The sequence below is a fragment of the Duganella dendranthematis genome (assembly GCF_012849375.1).
GTDB classification, from domain to species: Bacteria; Pseudomonadota; Gammaproteobacteria; order Burkholderiales; family Burkholderiaceae_D; genus Rugamonas; species Rugamonas dendranthematis.
Window position 1 is genome coordinate 6363018 of record NZ_CP051684.1, and the last position, 20623, is coordinate 6383640.

The 20623-nt window shown below is 61.7% G+C and carries 18 protein-coding genes; 9 read left to right on the forward strand and 9 right to left on the reverse strand.

Annotation, left to right across the window (positions count from 1 at the left end; translation table 11 throughout):
* Positions 1-33: 33 nt before the first annotated feature.
* Genes HH213_RS29115 through HH213_RS29125 form a run of 3 tightly spaced genes read left to right on the forward strand, consistent with a single transcriptional unit; the run spans position 34 to position 2948 of the window.
* Complete coding sequence (locus tag HH213_RS29115; RefSeq protein ID WP_169114690.1) at positions 34-1425, forward strand: serine hydrolase domain-containing protein; 1392 nt, start codon at positions 34-36, stop codon at positions 1423-1425.
* Positions 1422-2309, forward strand: a complete 888-nt coding sequence (locus HH213_RS29120; protein ID WP_169114692.1) for a MaoC/PaaZ C-terminal domain-containing protein — start codon at positions 1422-1424, stop codon at positions 2307-2309. Before HH213_RS29115 ends, HH213_RS29120 begins: the two co-directional genes overlap by 4 nt.
* 51 nt (positions 2310-2360) lie before the next feature.
* The gene (locus HH213_RS29125) at positions 2361-2948 is read left to right on the forward strand and encodes an NnrU family protein (RefSeq protein ID WP_229263221.1); all 588 of its coding nucleotides are present in this window, start codon (positions 2361-2363) and stop codon (positions 2946-2948) included.
* On the opposite strand, the gene HH213_RS29130 is transcribed toward HH213_RS29125, so the two are convergent.
* From HH213_RS29130 to HH213_RS29155, 6 genes are all read right to left on the reverse strand, one after another.
* On the reverse strand, positions 2945-3337 hold the full coding sequence (locus HH213_RS29130) for a hypothetical protein (RefSeq protein WP_169114694.1): 393 nt from the start codon (positions 3335-3337) through the stop codon (positions 2945-2947). The two genes, HH213_RS29125 and HH213_RS29130, sit on opposite strands and share 4 nt — an antisense overlap.
* An 8-nt stretch (positions 3338-3345) precedes the next feature.
* On the reverse strand, positions 3346-4365 hold the full coding sequence (locus tag HH213_RS29135) for a GGDEF domain-containing protein (RefSeq protein WP_169114696.1): 1020 nt from the start codon (positions 4363-4365) through the stop codon (positions 3346-3348).
* A gap of 8 nt (positions 4366-4373) precedes the next feature.
* Positions 4374-7460, reverse strand: a complete 3087-nt coding sequence (locus HH213_RS29140; protein ID WP_169114698.1) for an efflux RND transporter permease subunit — start codon at positions 7458-7460, stop codon at positions 4374-4376.
* 12 nt (positions 7461-7472) lie between these two features.
* Positions 7473-8633 carry an efflux RND transporter periplasmic adaptor subunit gene (locus tag HH213_RS29145; protein WP_110849366.1) on the reverse strand — a complete coding sequence of 387 codons (1161 nt, stop codon included), beginning with the start codon at positions 8631-8633 and terminating at the stop codon, positions 7473-7475.
* A 32-nt stretch (positions 8634-8665) separates the two neighbouring features.
* Positions 8666-10216 carry an efflux transporter outer membrane subunit gene (locus HH213_RS29150; RefSeq protein WP_229263222.1) on the reverse strand — a complete coding sequence of 517 codons (1551 nt, stop codon included), beginning with the start codon at positions 10214-10216 and terminating at the stop codon, positions 8666-8668.
* 181 nt (positions 10217-10397) lie between these two features.
* On the reverse strand, positions 10398-10910 hold the full coding sequence (locus HH213_RS29155; RefSeq protein ID WP_229263223.1) for a hypothetical protein: 513 nt from the start codon (positions 10908-10910) through the stop codon (positions 10398-10400).
* A gap of 416 nt (positions 10911-11326) precedes the next feature.
* On the opposite strand from HH213_RS29155, the gene HH213_RS29160 reads away from it, so the two are divergent.
* The 4 genes from HH213_RS29160 (at position 11327) to HH213_RS29175 (ending at position 16158) form a co-directional block, all read left to right on the forward strand.
* Positions 11327-11506 carry a DUF3311 domain-containing protein gene (locus HH213_RS29160; RefSeq protein WP_110849363.1) on the forward strand — a complete coding sequence of 60 codons (180 nt, stop codon included), beginning with the start codon at positions 11327-11329 and terminating at the stop codon, positions 11504-11506.
* Positions 11506-12984, forward strand: a complete 1479-nt coding sequence (gene mctP / locus HH213_RS29165; protein ID WP_110849362.1) for a monocarboxylate uptake permease MctP — start codon at positions 11506-11508, stop codon at positions 12982-12984. Before HH213_RS29160 ends, mctP begins: the two co-directional genes overlap by 1 nt.
* A gap of 76 nt (positions 12985-13060) precedes the next feature.
* Positions 13061-14731 (forward strand): alkaline phosphatase family protein, encoded by a 1671-nt coding sequence (locus tag HH213_RS29170; RefSeq protein WP_169114700.1) that lies wholly within the window; start codon positions 13061-13063, stop codon positions 14729-14731.
* Positions 14732-14982: 251 nt separating this feature from the next.
* Positions 14983-16158, forward strand: coding sequence for an MFS transporter (locus HH213_RS29175; protein ID WP_169114702.1), 1176 nt, complete (start codon positions 14983-14985; stop codon positions 16156-16158).
* Here the strand turns inward: HH213_RS29175 and HH213_RS29180 are convergent.
* Positions 16155-16523, reverse strand: coding sequence for a response regulator (locus HH213_RS29180; protein ID WP_110849359.1), 369 nt, complete (start codon positions 16521-16523; stop codon positions 16155-16157). The two genes, HH213_RS29175 and HH213_RS29180, sit on opposite strands and share 4 nt — an antisense overlap.
* Positions 16524-16713: 190 nt before the next feature.
* Here HH213_RS29180 and lpxO point away from each other — a divergent pair, with 190 nt between their 5' ends.
* Positions 16714-17613 (forward strand): lipid A hydroxylase LpxO, encoded by a 900-nt coding sequence (gene lpxO / locus HH213_RS29185; protein ID WP_169114710.1) that lies wholly within the window; start codon positions 16714-16716, stop codon positions 17611-17613.
* A gap of 122 nt (positions 17614-17735) precedes the next feature.
* Here the strand turns inward: lpxO and HH213_RS29190 are convergent, their stop codons facing one another.
* Entirely contained in the window at positions 17736-18161 is a 426-nt protein-coding gene (locus HH213_RS29190) for a winged helix-turn-helix transcriptional regulator (RefSeq protein ID WP_169114712.1), read from the reverse strand.
* A gap of 146 nt (positions 18162-18307) precedes the next feature.
* Here HH213_RS29190 and HH213_RS29195 point away from each other — a divergent pair, with 146 nt between their 5' ends.
* Positions 18308-19069, forward strand: coding sequence for an SDR family oxidoreductase (locus HH213_RS29195; RefSeq protein WP_169114713.1), 762 nt, complete (start codon positions 18308-18310; stop codon positions 19067-19069).
* A 322-nt stretch (positions 19070-19391) separates the two neighbouring features.
* Here the strand turns inward: HH213_RS29195 and HH213_RS29200 are convergent, their stop codons facing one another.
* The gene (locus tag HH213_RS29200; protein ID WP_217363476.1) at positions 19392-20618 is read right to left on the reverse strand and encodes an alginate lyase family protein; all 1227 of its coding nucleotides are present in this window, start codon (positions 20616-20618) and stop codon (positions 19392-19394) included.
* Positions 20619-20623: the final 5 nt, after the last annotated feature.

Here is a 20623-nt window from a genome sequence, read left to right on the forward strand (position 1 = left end):
GCGCGCCGGCGTCGAATTCAGGGCTGGCATGTAATGGCATCAAAACTCTTACTGGCTGCTGCGGCGGTGGTGGTGATCGCGGCCGGCGGTGTGGCGACGCTGGCGGTGAAGCCGCCCGATTTGCTGCGGGTAGGCGCCAATTACGGCGCCAAGATCGTCTGCTCGAATGTGTTTATCGCCGGCCGTAATGCCCAGGCGGTGCTGGCGGAGGATGTGCAGGCGCCCGGCCATCCGGTGCTGAAATATTTAAAGGTGCAGGTAGACCAGCAGCGCAAAACCGTACGGGCGCAGTTCTTTGGTTTTGTCGGCGACGGTCTGGCGGTGTACCGCCCCGGCACCGGCTGCGCGGCGGCGCCGGATGGCGATGCGGCGCGGGCTTCACAGTATCAATTCAATCCGATCAGGATCTGGGGGCCATCGCCTAATGTGCCGTGGCCTACCGGTTCGATGGAAGATACCAATCCGGCGGTGCAGGCTTTGCTGGCGCAGGATGCGCTGGCCGGTGCGGGCATGCGCGGCATGGCGGTGATTTATCGCGGGCGTTTGGTGGCGCAGCGTTATGGCGCAGGTTTCACGGCGGCGTCGCCGTTGCTGGGATGGTCGATGGCCAAGACCGTGAGCGCGGCGCTGGCCGGCATGCAGATCTCAGATGGCAAGCTGTCCTTGCAACAGAGCGGTTTTTGGCCCGCTGGCGATGAGCGCGCGCAGATCACGCTCGCGCAGTTGATGTCGATGAGCAGCGGCTTGCGCTGGAACGAAGGCTACGGCGATGTCTCCGATGCGACACGCATGCTATATCTGGAACCGGATATGGCGGCTTTCACGACGACGCAACCCATGGAGCACCCGCCGGGCACGAAGTGGAATTATTCAAGTGGCAGCACGGTGCTGTTGTCGCGTATCTGGCAGCGGGCTGCCGGCGGTGACGCCAAGGCCGCGGTGTCGGCTGCGGTGCTGTCGCTGCCGCATGACCGTTTGTTTGCGCCGCTAGGCATGAGCAGCGCGGTAATCGAAGCCGATGCACGTGGCAATCTGGTTGGCTCCAGTTATATGTATGCGACCACACAGGATTGGGCGCGCTTTGGCCAGTTCCTGTTGCAGGACGGCGTTTGGCAGGGCAAGCGCTATTTGCCGGATGGTTTTGTCAGCGGAATGCAGCAGGTGGCGCCGGCGTCGGGTGGCGCGTATGGGCAAGGCTCGGTATGGCGCTATGGGCCTTCGGGCGCTACGCCGGAGGGGCAGAATCCCGATACGCGTTTTCAGCTTCCTGCGGATACGTATTGGATGGAGGGGCACGATGGACAAAGCATCGCCATTGTGCCGTCGCAGCAGTTGGTGGTGGTGCGGCTTGGCTTAACGCCGCATCGGCTGATGTATCAGCCGCAGGCGCTACTGGCGGCGGTGATGAAGGCGGTGCAGCAATGACGGGCGTACCGTATCGCCTGCTGCGCCACCACCTGCCGATGCTGCTGACCGGCGCGCGCGTGGTCGGACATACTGTGCTTAACGCGATTGGGCCAGCATCCCCGACACCGGCGCGTAGCACCGACACCGTCGCGCGGGTGATCGATGCGCCTGCGGCGGAGCTGGTGGCGCAGTACGTTGCCTGGTCGGGCGCTGACGACGGCTATCAAGGTGAGCTGCCGCCGCACATGGTCTCGCAGTGGAGTTTGCCGTTGGTTGGCGAGCTGCTGCTGCGCATGCCCCACAAGCTAACCACCGTAATCAATCAGGGCGTAGGCCTAAGCGTACATGGCCCGCTGCCACGCGACACGCCGCTGCATGTCAGCGCCGCGGTTGAGCAGATTGAGCACACGCCGGGCCGGATCAAGTTGGTGGTGGCGGTCATCACAGGCACGGCGCAACTGCCGTTGCTGGTGGAGGCGCGTCTGCATATGAGCTTTTTGCTGCCAGGACCGCGTCCGGCCAAGGCTGCGCACGTGCGGCATAATGAACCTCAGTGGCAAACCGCCGGCGCCTGGCAGGCCGACGCGCGTGATGGCCTGCGCTTTGCGCTGCTGACTGGCGATTTCAATCCTATCCACTGGTGCGGGCCACTGGCGCGACGTTCGGCGTTCCGCAGCCTGGTGCTGCACGGCTTCGGCAGCTTCGTGCGCAGCTACGAAATGCTGCAGCAGCAAGGGATCAGCTTCCGCGAGATCGACGTTCGCTTCGTCAAGCCGGTACCGCTGCCCTGCACCGCGTTGACGGTGCAAACAGCGCCGCCCGGCGCTAATGGCTGGCGCGCCGTGCGGCTGGTCGGCAGCGGCGCCGGTGCCAGCGTTCATTTGGCGGGAAACTTGCGCTAGCGGCGTTGCGCGCCACCCTTCACCGGTGTATTGTCACGGCAGCAGACAACCATGGAACGCGCGATGACGATATTGATACTGGGCCTGATAATTTTTCTCGGACTGCACTCGATCCGCATCTTCGCGGAAGACTGGCGGAACCGGGTACGCGTCCGCATGGGCCTCCTGCCATGGCGCGCGCTGTATTCCGTGGTATCGATCAGCAGCCTGCTGCTGATCATCTGGGGCTATAGCCTGGCGCGCCAGGCACCCATCATCATCTGGACGCCGCCGCCATTCACGCGCCACCTGGCCGCGCTGCTGGCGGTAATCGCCTTCGTCTTCATCACCGCCGCCTACATCCCGCGCAACGGCATCAAGGCCAAACTGCATCACCCGATGACGCTGGGGATCAAGACCTGGGCGCTGGCCCACCTGATCGCCAACGGCACGCTGCACGACATCCTGTTGTTCGGCAGCTTCCTGATATGGGCGATCCTGCTGTTTCGCGCCTCGCGCAAACGTGATGCGGCACTAGGCACGATCTACCCGCAAGGCAGCGGCGGCGCCACTGCGCTCACCATCGTGGCCGGCATTGCCGGCGCCATCATCTTCGCGCTATGGCTGCACTTGCCGCTGATCGGCGTGCGGCCGTTCTAATTGCATTTGCCGCGCACCACGGCGGCAATCACCCACGGCAGCGAGTAAGGGCCGACCACCTTCACCGGGCCGATATGGGCCGGTTGCAGCTTCAGCGCGTCCGAATGCAGACAGTCCGGCACCTTGGCCTGCTCGAAGGCGGCGCTCATGCGTGCTTCTACGGAATTGGCGCGGAAAGCGCCGGCTTGCGGATTGACCGCCAGCGGCGGCGGCGGCTGCGGCGTTTCAGCGACGGTCTCGCGCACTGCTTTCTTGATCACGTCATCGGTCAACGCCGGCTGCGCAGGCGCCGCCTGCGTTGGCGGCGTCAGCTCGATGGCCGCTTCCTTCTGCGCCGCCGCAGCAGCGAAGGTATGCGCCGCCAGCAAAGTAGTGAGGATAATAGGCATGGAAGGGGTCAGGAAGGTTCCGCCACGCGGACCGCATTGCGTCCGCCCTGCTTGGCAGCGTACAGCATCTTGTCGGCCTGCGCCAGCCAGTCCGCAGGCTTCTGCGCCTTGTCCATATAGGCCACACCGATGGAGATGGTGATCGGATGATCTTCCTGTAGCGTGGCCGTGGCCACCGCGCCGCGCAAGCCCTCGGCCAGGCTGGCCGCCGCATTCAGGCCCGCGCCGCTGGCGATAATCGCGAACTCCTCGCCGCCGTAACGGAAAATCCGGTCCGACGAACGCGTGTGCCGCCGCATCAACTCTGCTAGTCGCATCAGCACCTTGTCGCCGGCGGCGTGCCCATATTGATCGTTGACCTGCTTGAAATGATCCAGATCCAGCAGCAGCAAGCTCGATTCCAGCTGCGGACGGCGCTCCTGCGCGTATTCGGCCAGATGCCGCTCCAGCGCGCGGCGGTTGCCCACGCCGGTCAGGAAATCCAGCTCCGCCGCATTATGCAGCCGGCGGTTTTGCACGCCGGTGCGGTAAGAGAATATGTAGGCAAACAGGTTGACCAGGCCGACCGTGACGATGATGGTGGCCAGGTTCAGCATCTCCACCCGTCCATGCAAGACCGCCACCAGCACCAGCAGTCCGACGCTGTTGATCGCCAGCGCCACCGATGGCCGCAGCACGAAGTACGCCGAGATCATGGTCGGATACACCCAGTACACCAGCCCCACGCCGCGCAGATAAACGGTGGTCAGCATGCCGCCGGTGTAGAAAATGGTGACGCACACGCTAGCCACCTGATAACGGCCGGTGCGCCACACATGCACAATCACCGACGACATGGCCAGCACCAGCGCCATGTCGACCATGGCCGAAGCCCAGCTGCCTTGCAGCAGCCGGTAAATACCAAAGGGAAGAATGCTCGGGATGCTGAGGGCGCACAGCATCATCAGGATGACTTCTTCCTGACGCCGCTGGCGCCCTCCCGACAGCCAGCGCCAGCGTCCGGCGCCGGGTTTGTCGGTGCTACTCATGACGCATCTCAGTGAGCCGGCTCAGGGGTCGGACCTTGGGTCGGACCTTCGGGCGGCGCGTCCGCTGGTTCGGCGTGCGCCTTATGCTCGCCGGCCAGCCACAGGTACATGGCCGGCACGACGAACAGCGTAAACAAGGTACCGATCGACAGCCCGGTAAAGATCACCAGGCCCATGGCGTGACGGCCGGCCGCGCCGGCGCCCGACGCGATCACCAGAGGGATCACGCCGAACACCATCGCCGCCGTCGTCATCAGGATCGGACGCAGACGGGTGGCTGCCGCCTCCTCGATCGCTTCGCGCTTGGACTTGCCCGATTCGCGCAGGTGATTGGCCACCTCCACGATCAGGATGCCGTGCTTGGAGATGAGGCCCATCAGCGTCACCAGACCCACCTGGGTGTAGATGTTGATCGAGGCGAAGCCGAGGAAGATAAACGTCATCGCCCCGAACAGCGCCATCGGCACCGAGAACAGGATCACGATCGGATCGCGGAAGCTCTCAAACTGCGCCGCCAGCGCCAGGAACACGATGATCACGGCGAACAGCATGGTCGCCAGGAAGCCGCCCGATTCCGCCGCATACTGGCGCGATTCACCCGAGAAGTCAGCCGTATAGCCCGACGGCGCCACTTCCTTCAGGGCGTCGCGCAGGTACTGCTGGATCTCGCCCTGCGACGAGCCGGTCACGCCGGAAATGGTCGCGGAGTTCAGCTGCTGGAAGCGGGTAATCGATTCCGGCTGCACCGTGTACTTGATGCTGGCCACGGTGCTGGCCGGGATCATGTCGCCGGTCGGGGTCTTAATGTAGAAGTTCAGCACATCGTCCGGATTGAGACGGTCGACCTGCTGCACCTGCGGGATCACCTTGTACGAACGGCCGGCGATCGAGAAGTAGTTGACGTAACCGCCGCCCAGCGCCGCGCCCATGGCGTTGCCGAAGTCCTGCTGCGTCAGGCCCAGCGTGGCCAGCTTGTCGCGGTCCACTTCGACCTTGGCTTGCGGCGTGTCGATTTTCAGGTCGACGTCGACGAAGTAGAACTTGTTGTCCTTGCGCGCCTTGTCCAGCACCGCCTGCGCCACCGCGTTCAGATTCTCGAACGGCTCGGTGGTGGTGATCACGAACTGCACCGGCAAGCCCGAGCTGCCCGGCAGCGCCGGGAACTGGAACGCCGCCACGCGGCCGCCGGCGATGTGATTCCACTTGGCCTGCAATTCGGTCTGGATTTCGTGCGCCGAGCGGCTCCGCTTGTCCCACGATTTAAACAGTACGCCGCCAATACCGGCATTGGTGGTCGGCACGCCGGTGATCTGGAACATCTGATCGTATTCCGGCAGCGATTTCGCCACATCGAAAATCTGCTTGGCGTACGTCTGCATCTGGTCCGACGTGGCGGTAGGCGCACCGACCACCTGCGACAGCACGATGCCCTGGTCTTCTTCCGGCGCCAGCTCGGACTGCGACATCTTGAACTGGATGATCAGCAGGCCAAACACGATGAAGCCGAACACGATCAGCACCACCCAGGTATTCAGCAGGCTACTCAACACGCGCAGATAGCCGTCATGCACCTTGGCGAACACGCGGTCGATGGCCTTGACGAATTTTCCTTCATCCTGCTTGTGGTCGAAGAAGTGGCCGCACATCATCGGCGACAGCGTCAGCGCGACGATGCCGGACACCGCCACCGCGCCCGCCAGCGTAAACGCGAACTCGGTGAACAGCGCGCCGGTCAGGCCGCCCTGGAAGCCGATCGGCACATACACCGCGATCAGCACCACCGTCATCGCCAGGATCGGACTACCCAGTTCGCGCGCGGCCTGGATGGCGGCGTCCATCGGCGACATGCCTTCCTTCATATGACGGTCGACGTTCTCCACCACGATAATCGCGTCATCGACCACCAGGCCGATGGCCAGCACGATCGCCAACAGCGTCAGCAGGTTGATCGAATAACCCAGCATCAGCATCACGAAGAAGGTGCCGATCAGCGACAGCGGCATCGCCACCACCGGCACGATCACCGCACGGAAGCTGCCGAGGAACAGGTAGATCACGATGGTCACGATCACCAGCGCTTCGATCAGCGTCTTCACCACTTCATCGATCGAGGTGTTGATGAACTCCGTCGAGTCGTAGACGATTTCACCGGTCAGGCCGGTCGGCAGCTGCGATTTGATGCCGGGGAAGGCTTCGCGCACGCGCTTGGCCACGTCCAGGATGTTGGCGTCCGGCGCCACCTTGATACCGATGAACACCGAGCGCACGCCGCTGAAGGCAACGTTGAAGTCATAGTTCTCGGAACCCAGCGTGACGGTGGCGATATCCTCCAGCCGCACGATGGCGCCGTCCTGCTGCTTGACGGAGAGCTGCTTGAATTCCTCCACCGTGTGCAGGTCGGTGCCGGCAGTCAGCGGCACGGTCACCGCCTGGCCCTTGGTCGAACCCAGGCCGGCCAGGTAGTTGTTGGACGCCAGCGCCTGACTGACTTCCGCCGCGGTGACGCCATGCGCCGCCATCTTGTCGGAGTCCAGCCATGCGCGCAGCGCGAACTGGCGCGCGCCCAGCAGCTCGGCGGTCTGTACGCCCTGGACCGAGTCGAGCTTCGGCTTGACCACGCGCGCCAGGAAGTCGGTCACGTTATTGGTCGGCAGCGTGTCGCTATAGAAGCCCATGTACATGGCGTCGGTAGTCTGGCCGGTTTGCACCGTCAGCACCGGTTGCTGCGCCTGTTGTGGCAACTGGTTCTTGACCGAGTTGACCTGGGTGGTGATCTCGGTCAGCGCGCGGTTGGAATCGTAGTTCAAGCGCAGCGTGGCAGTAATGGTCGACACGCCGCTGTTGGACGACGACGACAGGTAATCAATCCCCTGCGCCTGCGCGATGGCCGATTCCAGCGGCTGGGTGATAAAGCCCGCCACCGTGGCCGCATCCGCGCCATAGTAGGTGGTGGAGATGGTCACCACCGCATTCTGCGTCTTCGGATACTGGTTGACCGGAAGACTGAACAGCGAGCGCAGGCCCAGCACCACGATCAGTAAACTGATCACGCTGGCCAGCACCGGCTTCTTGATGAAGATATCGGTAAAATTCATGGCGCTTTATCCTCAGTGTTCCTGCGGCGTCGGATTCGGACTGTTCGCCGGCTGCACCTTGTTGTCGATCACAACCGGCGTACCGTTCTTCAGTTTCAGCTGGCCGCTGGTGACCACGGTCTGGCCTTCCTTCAAGCCGGTGAGAATCGCCACCTGGTCGCCACGGGTCGGACCGGTGGTCACGAACACCTGCTGCGCCACCAGGTAAGCCTGGCCTTTGTCATCCTTCATGGCATCCTTGGAATCGGCCGGCGGCGGCGCCAGCAGGAACACGGTCGAGCCATACGGGTTGTAGGTAATGGCGGTCTGCGGCAAGGTCAGGTATTTTTTCAGCTCCCCCTGATCCAGGCTGACGTTGGCGAACATGCCCGGCAACAGCTGGCGCTTGGCGTTCGGCAGCGTGGCCTGCACCTGCACGTTGCGGGTGGCCGCATCGATTTTAGGACTGATCGAAGTTACCTTGGCGGCAAAGCCCACGCCAGGATAGGAATCGCTGGTCAGGTTCAGCTTCTGGCCGATGGACAGGCTGGCTAGCTGCTTTTGCGGGATGAAGAAATCGGCGTACAGGGTGTCGATGGTTTGCAGCGTCACCAGCTTGTCGCCCGGATTCAGGTACTGGCCCGGATTGATGGCGGTGATCCCCAGCTTGCCGGCGAACGGCGCGCGGATGGTCTTCTTGTCGACCAGAGCTTTCTGCTGCGAGACCAGCGCCTGCTTGGCTTTCAGGTCGGCTTCGTCGCCGTCGACCTGCGCCTGGCTGATGGCTTGCGCCGACAGTTGCAGCTTGTCGCGCTTGAGCGTGGTGCCGGCCAGATCGGCGTTGGCTTGCAGCGCGCGCAACTGGGCGATGTCGGAATCGGCATTCATCTCAAACAGCACCTGCCCTGCTTTTACCTCGTCGCCCGACTTGAAGCGCACTTCGCGCACCAGGCCGGCGATCTCGGTGGTGACATCGACACCGCGCACCGGCGCCAGCGTGCCGACGGAGGTCAGCTGCGGCTGCCATTCTGCGGTTTGCGCCTTGACGGCGGTAACCACCTGCGCGGCCGGCTTGGGCGCGCTGGCGATCAATTTTTTAATCTGTAAAAATTTCCCGAACGCGAGTACAGCGATCAGTAAAATCACCAACCCTACCATGATGAGCATGCGCTTGGTCGTCGGTCGCTTGGCCATGAATCGTTCTCCTGCGGATTTGAATGATGCGTTTATTGGTTTTTACCGTCTTTGCCATATGGTGCGGCGGCGGACACCGTCGTTGCGGCCGGCACGCCATCGGCGCGATTCCACCAGCCGCCGCCCAGTGCCTGGAACAGCGCTGCCGTATCGGCATAGCGGGTGGCCTGCGCCTGCACCAGGCTGATATGGGTTTGCTGATAGCTGCGCTGCGCGTCCAGCAACACCAGGTAGCTGATGCCACCCAGCTTGTACTGCTGTTCGGACAAGTCCAGCGTTTCCTTGGCCAGGGCCTCGGCTTCCGCCTGCGACTTCAGCGCGGCGGCATCCGAGTCCAGCGCGCGCAGCGTGTCGGCGACGTTCTGGAACGCGGTCAGCACGGTGGCGCGATACTGCGCTGACGCCGCATCGTAGGCCGCTTCGGCGGCGCGGCGTTGCGCGCTCAGCGCGCCACCGTTGAACACTGGCTGCGCAACGCCGGCCAGCAAACTCCATGCGGTGGTCTGCGAGTCGAACAGCTTGCCGAAGGTGGTGGCGCTGGAGCCGTAGCTGCCGGTCAGCGAGAACTGCGGATACTGCGCCGCCGTCGCCACGCCGATATTGGCGCTGGCCTGATGCAGCGCTTCCTCGCTGGCGCGGATGTCGGGCCGCTGGCGCACCAGCGCCGACGGCAGCGACACCGGCAGCTGCTGCGGCAGTGTCAGCGACTCCAGCGTAAACTCCGGCATGCCGCCTTCGCCCGGCAGCTTGCCGGCCAATACCGACAATTGATGGCGCGCGGCCGCCAGCGCTTTTTCCAGCGGCGCGATGGTGGCGTTAATCTGCGCCACCTGGTTGCGCTGGCTGAGCACCGTGGTGCGCGGAATGGCGCCGAACTCGAACTGCTTCTCGATCACATTCTGCTGCTTGGTCAGCGCATCCAGCACTTCGCGCGTGGCCTGCAACTGCGCCCGCAGCGATGCTTCCTGGATGGCGGTGGTGACCACGTTGGCGCTCAGCGTCAGGTAAGTCGCCTCGACCTGGAAGCGCTGGTAATCTACAGCGGCTTGCGCGCCTTCCAGTGTGCGGCGCGTGCCGCCAAACACGTCCGGCGTGTAGGCGACGTTGACCGATGCGTTGTAGACGTTATAAACGCCGGCTGCAGCGCCGGCGCTGGACGCGCTGATCTTCTGCCGCCCGCCGCCCAACTGCGCGTTGACCGATGGATAGAGCAGATTGCCTGCTTGCGCGTTGTAGTTCTCCTGCGCCTGCCGCAACACCGCTTCAGCCGCGGCCATATTGGGGTTCTGCGCCAGCGCGCTGCGGATCAACTGATCCAGCGCCGGCGAACGAAATAACGACCACCACTGCGCAGGAATCTCCTGCCCAAATGCGAACTGCTGAGACGCCCCGCCAACGCCAGGCGCCGACGCGGTCTGCTGCGGCAGCGGTGTCGGCGTGTAGCTGTCACCGGCAGTGGCCGGCGCAGCGGGGGATTTAAAATTCGGCCCGAGCGCGCAACCGCCCAGACCGGCGGCAATCAACGCCGCCACGCCGGCCCGCAGGGCCAGCGCATTGAACTGCTTGAAGATTCTTCTTTTCACTACAATCTCCCGCACTGTTACTAATATTTAAGATTGATGCACACTAAAGGTTAATGTATGTACATTCACATATGATGTTCGCATTTTTTATGGATCAGGTGTGGACTTTAATTACCGGACGGGATAAAAAAAGGGCCTTGCCATCTCTGGCAAGGCCCTTCCAATTCGGGATGATTAACGATCAGGCCGGGACAGCGGCACCGGCAGCACCGTAAGCGCTATTTACTTCGGTCAGCGAGAAAGCGTTAGGACCATTGGTCTGGGCATCCGCGCCATCAGCGTGAGCCAGGCTGCGATAGGTCAGCGGCGCTTCATAGCGGATGCGCTCATCTTCACTTACCTTGCCATCATGATTGGTGTCGGCAGCCATTTCGGTAGCCGGCGGCGGCACGCCCAGCACGCCGTCTTCACCCACGCCAGGCAGCGGCTCCGGCGACAGCAGCGGGTCCGGCGGCGTAGCATTGGTCAGGCCATCCACGCCGTTGGCTGAATTGTCGGCGCCAAAGCGGGCCTGGAAAATCTGCGTTTCAGGACGCGACGCCAGTTTTTTCAGACCTTCGTCAAACTGCTGTAACGCGCTTTTCAGACTATCGTCCTCCGACACGGCCTTGACCAGCGCATTGGCCTGGTCGCCGCTATCGGGCGAGTTGCTGGTGTCAGCCTGCAGGGGGCTGGTGGCATTAAAGCCAGGCAACGAGAAATACGCGGCAACCGATGCACTCAGGTCCGCGTTAGCACCACTATCCGTGGCAGATTGAACTCGTACGGGCGCGAGCGCCTTGTCCGCAACCAAGGCTGCCGACAACGTACCACCACCAATGTTGTTCACCATACTCATCATTCACTCCTGCAAGAAGATTCCTCACAACTACATTCTATCAGCGTTTTAGCAAGAGTTATCATTTCGTGCCGGCATCTACTGCAAAAAACTGCTCTTTTTCGCCAAAACAGTTGCTTTTACACACTGTTGCAATTGAGAAAATTAATCACCGGCGCGGCTTGATAGATTTCATTTGTAACAGCCCCGCTACAATATATACCCCGATAGGTGGTAGCGCGCTTCTCGCCATTTTTATACCATGCAGCGACAACTTAGAATATGGAGTCGCCGTGCGCTATCTGCTTGCCCTACCCTTCATTGGCCTCCTCTGGCTGCCCTTCTATAACAAAGAACTGCCCTCGCTGTTCGGCTTCCCTTTCTTCTACTGGTATCAGTTTGCCTGGGTGCCGCTGACGGCGCTGATCATCTGGGTGGTGTACCAGAGCGACAAGAAGAAGGGAGTTGAATAATGCCCACTGAAATCAACTGGACCGCGCTCAGCGTCTTCATCTTCTTCTTTGTGCTGGTGACGGTGCTGGGCTTCGGCGCCTCGCGCTGGATGGGCAGCAAGCAAAAGGACGGCAACCACCTGGAAGAATGGGGCCTCGGCGGCCGTAACTTCGGCGCGTGGATCACCTGGTTCCTGGTCGGCGGCGACTTCTACACCGCCTACACCGTGATCGCCGTGCCGGCGCTGGTGTACGCGGTCGGCGCCTATGGCTTCTTCGCCCTGCCCTACACCATCCTGGTGTACCCGATTGTTTACACCATCATGCCCAAGCTGTGGCACGCGGCGCAGAAAGCCGGCCATGTCACCGCTGCCGATGTGGTGTTCGGCCGCTATCGTTCGCGTCCACTGGAATTCGCCATCGCCCTGACCGGCGTGGTCGCCACCATGCCTTACATCGCGCTGCAACTGGTGGGCATGGAAGTGGTGATCAAGGCGCTCGGCCTGACCGGCGAACTGCCGCTGGCCGCCGCCTTCGTCATCCTGGCGCTGTACACCTACGCGGCCGGCCTGCGCGCGCCGGCGCTGATCGCCTTCGTCAAGGACCTGATGATTTACATCGTGGTGCTGGTGGCGGTGGTGCTGGTGCCGATGAAACTGGGCGGCTACGGCGCGGTGTTCTCGGCCGCCGGCGACGCCTTCGCCGCCAAGGGCGGCGCCACCGGCCTGACGCTGAAATCGGCGCAGATCCTGCCGTTCGCCACGCTGGCCCTGGGTTCGGCCATGGCGGCCTTCATGTATCCGCACACGCTGACCGGCATCTTCGCCGCCAACAGCGCGGACACCATCCGCAAGAACGCCGTGTTCCTGCCGGCCTACACCATCCTGCTTGGCCTGATCGCGCTGCTGGGCTTCATGGCGTATGCGGCCCATATCACCGTCGCCAGTAATAACGACGTGGTGCCGGCGCTGTTCAACGCCCTGTTCCCGAGCTGGTTCAGCGGCTTTGCCTTCGCCGCCATCGCCATCGGCGCGCTGGTGCCGGCAGCGGTGATGTCGATCGGCGCTGCCAATCTGTTCACCCGCAATTTCTGGAAGCCGTATGTCAATCCGGCCGTCACGCCGGCCGGCGAAGCCAAGGTGGCCAAGCTGGTGTCGCTGGTGGTCAAGGTCGGCGCGCTGGTGTTCATCCTATTCTTGCCGACCAAGTTCGCCCTGGACCTGCAACTGCTGGGCGGCGTGTGGATCCTGCAGACCTTCCCGTCGGTGGTGTTCGGGCTGTTCTTCGGCTGGTTCGGCGCCCGCGCGCTGCTCAGCGGCTGGGCAGTCGGCATCGTCGCCGGCAGCCTGCTGGCGTTCAGCGACGGCATCAAGCCGGTGCACACCTTCATCATCGGCGGCGACGGTTACACCGCCTACACCGGCCTGACGGCGCTGCTACTGAACATCGTCATCGCCGTCATCGTGCAACTGGTGGCGGGAGAAAAGCGCAAGGCCTGACCTTGTCATAGAACTGTCACAGGAATAGGATAGTATCCCGCACGCCAAACTATCCTATCCAACCTGACGACACTCTATGACCAAGCATCTGTCCCTGCGCGCAATCACCATTGCCGCATCCTGCCTCGCGCTGTCCCACGTTTCGGCCGCCCCTGCGGCGCCGACCACCGCCTCCACCCTGCCCAAGCTGGTGGTGGTGCTGGTGGTCGATGGCCTGCCGAACGAGCAGGTACAACGTTACCGCGACCAGTTTGGCCAGGGCGGCTTGCGCCGCATGCTGGACCAGGGCGCGTCCTTCAGCGACGCGCACCAGGCGCATGGCGTCACGGTCACCGCCATCGGCCATAGCGCCGTGCTGACCGGTGCCTATCCTTACGTGCACGGCATCATCGGCAATAACTGGATCGATCCGGTCACCAAGAAATCGGTCTACTGCACCGAAGACACCAACTACACCTACATCGGCGAAGAGACCAAGCCGAGCGACGGCACCTCGCCGGCCAAGCTCAAAGTCGACACGCTGGGCGATGAACTGCGCTACGCCACCGGCAGCCGCAGCAAAGTGATCACCGTCTCCGGCAAGGACCGCGGCGCCATCCTGCTGGCGGGTAAAACCGGCACCGCCTATATGTACATGGACAAAACCGGCCACTTCGCCAGCAGCACCTACTACATGAAGCAGCACCCGGAATGGGCGCAGAAGTACCTGGCCGCCAAGCCGCAGGACCGCTACTACGGCAAGACCTGGGCGCCGCTGCTGCCGGAATCGGCCTACGCCAGCGACGCGCCGGAAGACCTGAACATTCCGAAAGCCGGTTCGCATAACCGCCTGCCGTACACCTATTACAGCGAAAGCGGCGAGATCGACGCCGGCTACTACGCCAGCCTGCGCGTCGGCCCCTTCCTCGATCAACTGACGCTGGACTTCGCGCGCGCCGCCGTCGAAGGCGAAAACCTCGGCCGCAATCCGGCCGGCGTGCCGGACCTGCTGGGCGTCAGCCTGTCGGCGCACGATTACGTCAATCACGCCTTCGGCCCGGAGAGCAAACTGTCGCACGACCACCTGCAACGCCTGGACCGCATGCTGGCCGACTTCTTCAACTACCTGGATAAACGCGTCGGCATGGACAATGTGCTGGTGGTGCTGACCGCCGATCACGGCTTCCCGAACACGCCGGAATTCGCTAAAACCCAGAACCTCGATGCCCAGCGCATCGACGGCGACAAGATGATGGCCGCACTGGACCAGCATCTGGCCGCCAAGTTTGGCGTGTCCAAACTGGTGCAAGCCTGGTCGCTGCCGAACATCCACCTGGACTACGCGCTGGCCGAGCAAAACAAACTGAAACGCGAAGACGTGGAAAACGCCGCCGCACGCTATCTGCTGGCGCAGAACGGCATCGTCGACACCTTCACCCGCACCCAGTTTGAAAGCGGCGCGGTGCAAGGCACGCATATCAACACCCTGATGCGCCGCGCCTGGAACCGCGAACTGTCGGGCGACCTGATGGTGGTTACCAAACCGTTCTGGTACTTCGGCACCGGCGTCAGCGGCACCTCGCACGGCTCGCCGTACGCCTACGACACCAACGTGCCACTGATGATCATGGGTAAACGCTGGATCAAGCCGGGCGCCTACGGCCAGTATGCCGAAGTAGTCGACATCGCGCCGACGCTGGCCAACCTGCTGCACGTCCGCCCACCGGCCGGCTCGGAAGGCCGCGTGCTGACCGAAACCCTGCGTTAAATTGCTGCGGCAAGGCCCGACCGGGCCTGCGCCGCTCTCCCCTTCGGCGGACGATGGCGACAGCCAGAAGATGGGGCCATCGTTTGCTGTGAAGTGTGTTGCCAATGCGGCTACGCCAACGTCTCCGGGCAATGACACGTGTTTGTCACCGCTGGCCTGGGACGGCATCGCCGCCGGATTCCCTCCCCACCTCTGCAGAAAATCCCGAACTCCACTATAGTTGACCTCTTTTAGTTAACTGAAAGTACACAGTGACGGATACGAACAAGAAGCCCACCTGGGCGTTGCTGGCATTGGCCGTCGGCGCCTTCGGCATCGGCACCACCGAATTTTCGCCTATGGGACTGCTGCCTGTCATCGCCGAAGGCGTGCACGTCTCCATCCCCAGCGCCGGCCTGTTAATCAGCGCCTACGCGCTGGGCGTCATGATCGGCGCACCGATCATGACACTGCTGCTGGCGCGTCTGCGCGCCAAGCATGCGCTGGTTGTGCTGCTGTCGATTTTCGTGGTTGGCAATCTGCTGTCGGCCATGGCGCCCGGCTACTGGACACTGCTCGCCTCGCGCTTGGTCACCAGCCTGAATCACGGCGCCTTCTTCGGTATCGGTTCGGTGGTGGCGGCCAACCTGGTCACGCCGGACAAACGCGCCAGCGCGGTGGCCACAATGTTCATGGGACTGACGATTGCCAATATCGGCGGCGTGCCAGCGGCAACCTGGATCGGCCAGCAGATCGGCTGGCGCATGGCGTTTGCTGGCACTGCGGGACTGGGCCTGCTGGCGATGGCGGCGCTGGTGCTCGCACTGCCACGCGGCGAAATGGGCGCGATGCCCGACATCCGCAAAGAGCTTCGCGTGCTGGCCCGCCCGGTGGTGCTGATGGCGTTAGCCACCACGGTCATGGGCTCGGCCGCCATGTTCACCGTCTATACGTATATCGCACCGATCCTGACCACGCTGACCGGCGCCTCGGGTACGTTTGTGACGCTGGCGCTGGTGCTGATTGGGGTCGGCTTCACGCTCGGTAACGGCATCGGCGGCAAGCTGGCCGATTGGTCGCTGGATGGCGCCACCAAGATCTTCCTGGCGTCATTGGCGGTGATCATGCTGGCCTTGCCATTGCTGTTTACCAGCCATTGGGGAGCGCTGATTGGTGTCGTGCTGTGGGGTGCGGCCGCGTTTGCGATTGTGCCGCCGGTGCAAATCCGCGTGATGCACGCGGCGGCCGAGGCGCCGGGACTGGCGTCGTCGGTCAACGTCGGCGCCTTCAACCTAGGCAACGCTGCGGGTGCCGCCATCGGTAGCGCGGTCATCTCGGCCGGCATGGGCTACGCCGCAGTGCCGGTCGCCGGCGCCGTGATGGCCGCCGCCGGTCTGCTGCTGGTATTTGCCGGCCGCGCGGTCGGCGCGCAGCCGGCAGCGGTTTAACCGAGGTTGTTCAGATACTGGTTCAGATGATCGAAGTTCAGCGGCTTGGAAAAGTGCTGCGTAAAGCCCGCCGCGACGGCCTTCTTGGCCGAATCGCGGTCGGCTGAACCGGTCAGCGCGATGATCGGCACCGATTCGGCGCCAGGCATGCGGCGAATCGCCCGCACTGCGCCAAAGCCATCCATCCATGGCATGCCGAGATCCATGATGATCGCCTTCGGCATCGCATCGCGTACCCAGTCGCAAGCCTCGTAGCCATTATGCGCCGAGGCGGTCTCGTAACCCTGACATTGCAGCAGAGCCGACAGCGACTCCACCATATCGACATTGTCATCTACTACCAGAACTTGTTGTGCGCTTGCCATTTTTGCCTCGCCTTTTATTTAATCGGTGAAAGCATCGTAGCAAACGGATGAGCTAAGGAATGTTCGCTAGCGCACCCTGTTGCAATTGCGTCCATCCCTATCCGAGGGTAGGCCGCGCAGCGCGCCGGCGCGAATGACAGTACAATAACTATCCGTCAACCTGTGTGACGGCGTATTGGAGATAATAAGTATGAAGTATATCGCTGTAGGTTTTCTGTTTCTCTGCATTCTGCACGTCCATTTTCGCGGCAAGGTGCGCCTGCCTTTCATGCGCCAATTGTTCGACCACTCGTCGTTCATGGCGCCGATCAACCTGTTCATGCAGCTGTTGTCGCGCGTCCCTGCGCAGCCGTTTCTGAATGAAGGGCCGTGGGACGATCTGGCGCCGCTGAAGCAGAACTGGCAAGTCATCCGGGCCGAGGCGGTGAATCTGCTGGCGCTGCAAAAAATTAAGGCCGCCGAGCAAAACAACGACGCCGGCTTCAATTCCTTCTTTAAAACCGGCTGGAAGCGGTTTTACTTGAAATGGTACGCTGCCGGCCATCCGTCCGCTGAGCGCCTGTGCCCGCAGACGGTGGCACTGCTGCGCGGGATTCCATCGGTGAAGGCAGCGATGTTTGCCGAACTGCCGCCCGGCGCCAAGCTCAACCCGCACCGCGACCCGTATGCCGGCTCGCTGCGGTATCACCTTGGCCTGTCCACGCCGAACGACGACCGCTGCTTCATCGAAGTCGATGGACAGCGGCATAGCTGGCGCGATGGCGAGAGCGTGATCTTCGACGAAACCTTTATCCACTGGGCCATTAACGACAGCGAGACCAACCGCGTCATCTTGTTCTGCGACATTGAACGCCCGATGCGCTTTCGCTGGGCGCAGGCGGTCAACCGCTGGCTGGGACGCACGCTGATGACCGCCGCCAGCTCCCCCAACGAGACCGGCGACCAGACCGGCCTGATCAGCAAGCTGTTCACGATTTCGTTTGTCATGGGGCAGTACCGGCGTCGCTACAAAGCATGGAATAAAACCGCCTACCAAGTCACCAAGGCGGCACTGATTATCGGTTTGGTGGGGTTGATTGTCTGGTTATAGAGAGCCAAGATCAACAGTGGGCGCGGCGCTTGAATGGCCGAACATGCGAAAAGCAGTACTGTGAGCGGCGATGCCTTCGGTATCGCCGATTCGTAAAGGGAGCGTATTCCGCTTCAATAGTGCTAGGTGTTGTCACTATTCGACGTTCGCTCGGCATTCAATCTTCGCAGGGCAGGCTCATGTTGCTCGGCCCATATCCACAGACTACAAAACGCAGCGCACAGGCTGGTTCCCATTTCCGTTAGCTCGTATTCCACGCGTGGGGGCACTTCCGGGTACACCGTTCGTAACACCAGCCCATCCGCCTCCAGCTGCCGCAGGGTTTTTGTCAGCATGCGCTGACTGATTGCCCCCACCATCTCCCCGACCCGCGTGAAGCGCTGCCTGCCGTTTTGATGCAGGACTTCAAGGACGCACATCGTCCATTTGTCAGCGACGCGACCAAGAACGTTAAGGACCAGGGCGTCAAGTTCTTGCCGTGGCTGTTGGTTCATATTGGCGGCGCCACCCGGCTGGAAAATAACACTTCTCTTTTCTGCTTTGGCCATTAGGGCTTCCCATTAGTTACCATTGTGTTTGTACCCCACAAATAAGTGCCTACTTCCTTTGTGAGAGTAACGAGGCTAGGCTATCACAAGTTTCTGACGATGTGCCGCCAGAAGCACCCTAACTTTGACAAATACAAGGAACAGTTATGAAGACGAATGGAAATACCATACTTATTACAGGCGGTGGCTCCGGCATCGGTCGCGGATTGGCCGAAGCGTTTCATCAGCGCGGAAATCAAGTCATCATCGCGGGTCGCCGTCAAGAGATGCTCGATGAAGTCGCCAACGCCAATCCCGGTATCGCCACGGCCCTGCTGGACGTCACGGACACGGCAGACATCGACCGTTTTTCGCACCAGATGAAAAGCGAGTACCCATCGCTGAATATGGTCATTCATAACGCCGGAATTATGCGTGCTGAAGATTGGACCGCAGCGACCGTCGATACCGCGACGGCCCACGCAACAATCATGACGAATTTGGTGGCGCCGATTATGCTGACTGCGGCATTGCTCCCGCTGTTGCGCAAGCAGGCGCAATCAACCGTGGTAACGGTTTCGTCTGGACTGGCTTTCGTGCCGCTGGCTCTCGCCCCGACATATTGCGCCACCAAGGCGGCAATTCATTCGTTCAGCGAGTCGCTGCGTCATCAGTTGAAAGACACTAGCGTGGACGTCATTGAAATTGCTCCGCCTTATGTACAGACAGAGTTGATGAGTGCGCAACAGGCTACCGACCCGAATGCCATGCCGCTTCAGGCATTTATCGATGAGGTCGTCGGCCTTCTGGAAACGCAGCCTCATATTGAAGAAGTTCTAGTTCAGCGCGTCCACCGCCAGCGCTTCGCCGCCGAAAAGGGGCAAGCTGATTACAAGGAATTTTTCGAGATGGTTAACAGCAAACGTTAAGGTCCATAGGAGCGGTCGCACAACGATCGCTGCTGCCCGTCAGCAGAATTTCGACTCATAACTGCTGGGTTCCTGGCCGTTTAATTCTCTGAAGCGGCTTACAATCTCGTCTCGAGGTAGGGAATCCCTTGCGCTAGATTCTCAATGTACGGAATAAGCGACGTTGATTTCGTGAGTGAATATGCCGCGCAACTCCGTAGGCAAACTCACCTCAGCGCTGTTGCCCATTTCTGAATTGGCACTCCATAAATCTTCCAGATGTTGACACATAGTAGATTCATCGCAAATATCAAGTCAACGCAAGAATGGGCAACGTGTCAGCCTACTCCAACGGCAGTATCAGCGCATCCAGCTGGCCGGGATAATGCTCCAGCAACCAGCGCGCCTTTTGCGCGAATAACGGCTCGCTTTTGTAGGCGCGGGCGGCGGCTAGCATATTGTGCATCGCGTGCTTGTTGATGCCGTCTACCGAGCCTTCCTTGGGATCGATTTCCGGATACGGCCACTTCTCCCCATTCACATAATGCGCAACGAAACGATAGCCCTGGGCGATGCTATGCGCGTCTTCTCCATGCTCCCAGACTTTCTGTCCCGTCAGTTCACCATAGCGCCCGAGATAGCCAAATGCTTCCAGCGCAAAATTAACGTAGCCGGATGGCCGCGTGCGTTCCAGCTCCGCGACAAGCTTGCCTTCACGGTCGATCTGGCCGGCGATACGGCGGATCTTGGTGATGTCCAGCTCGCGCTTGGCGATCTCCTGCTGTCCCGTGTACAAGGCATACGCCACCACTTGCGCGGAATAGAAGGTGCCGTGGTTGTTGTGTGCGTTGCTCTCTTCAAAACCGTTGCGGCTGTTTAGCAGCCAGTTCAGGTAGTCGCGATACCAGGCGCGCACGCCGGCGTTTTCGGCGTCGCTCAGGGCCTCGGTAGGTTGCAGCAAGGCCAGGCTGTCCATCACGTCGATCAGCGACCGGCTGCTGATGATGCCGATGCCGCGTCCGTTCACGCGGCCCGGAATCGCCTGCCCGTAATCCAGGTTGGGATTCATGCGGGTTTCCGGCGCGAGGAACCAGGCGCGGGACAGTTCGCCCGCCTTCAGCGCATATTTCTGTTCGCCGGTGAAGTACCAGGCCAGCGCCAGCACCGTGACGTCATGCGAGAACTTGCCCATGCGGGTGCTGTCCGTGCCGTCGGTGGACGAGGCCGGATTGTGCACGCCATCCTTGCGGATGTAAGGCAAGCCGTCCGTTTTCGCCGGATCGGGCCACCAGTACGGCCCGAAGCTGAAGAAATCATGCTTGTCGCCACTGGCCGGACTCAGGGTCTTGTCCACCACGCTGTAACGCCGGTGGGTCAGCGCCGCATTCGCCTCCTTCAGCAACGCGTCATACGATGGCAGGTAAAGCAGATCATGCGCCGCCAGCTTCTGTTTGGCCAGCGCCAGCTCGGCCGGATCGTAGGTATAGAACTGCGACGGCGATGCCGCCAGCGCCGCACCGGACAGGCTCGCGGCCAACCAGGCCGCGCACCACAGGGAACGTTGGATCATCTTGG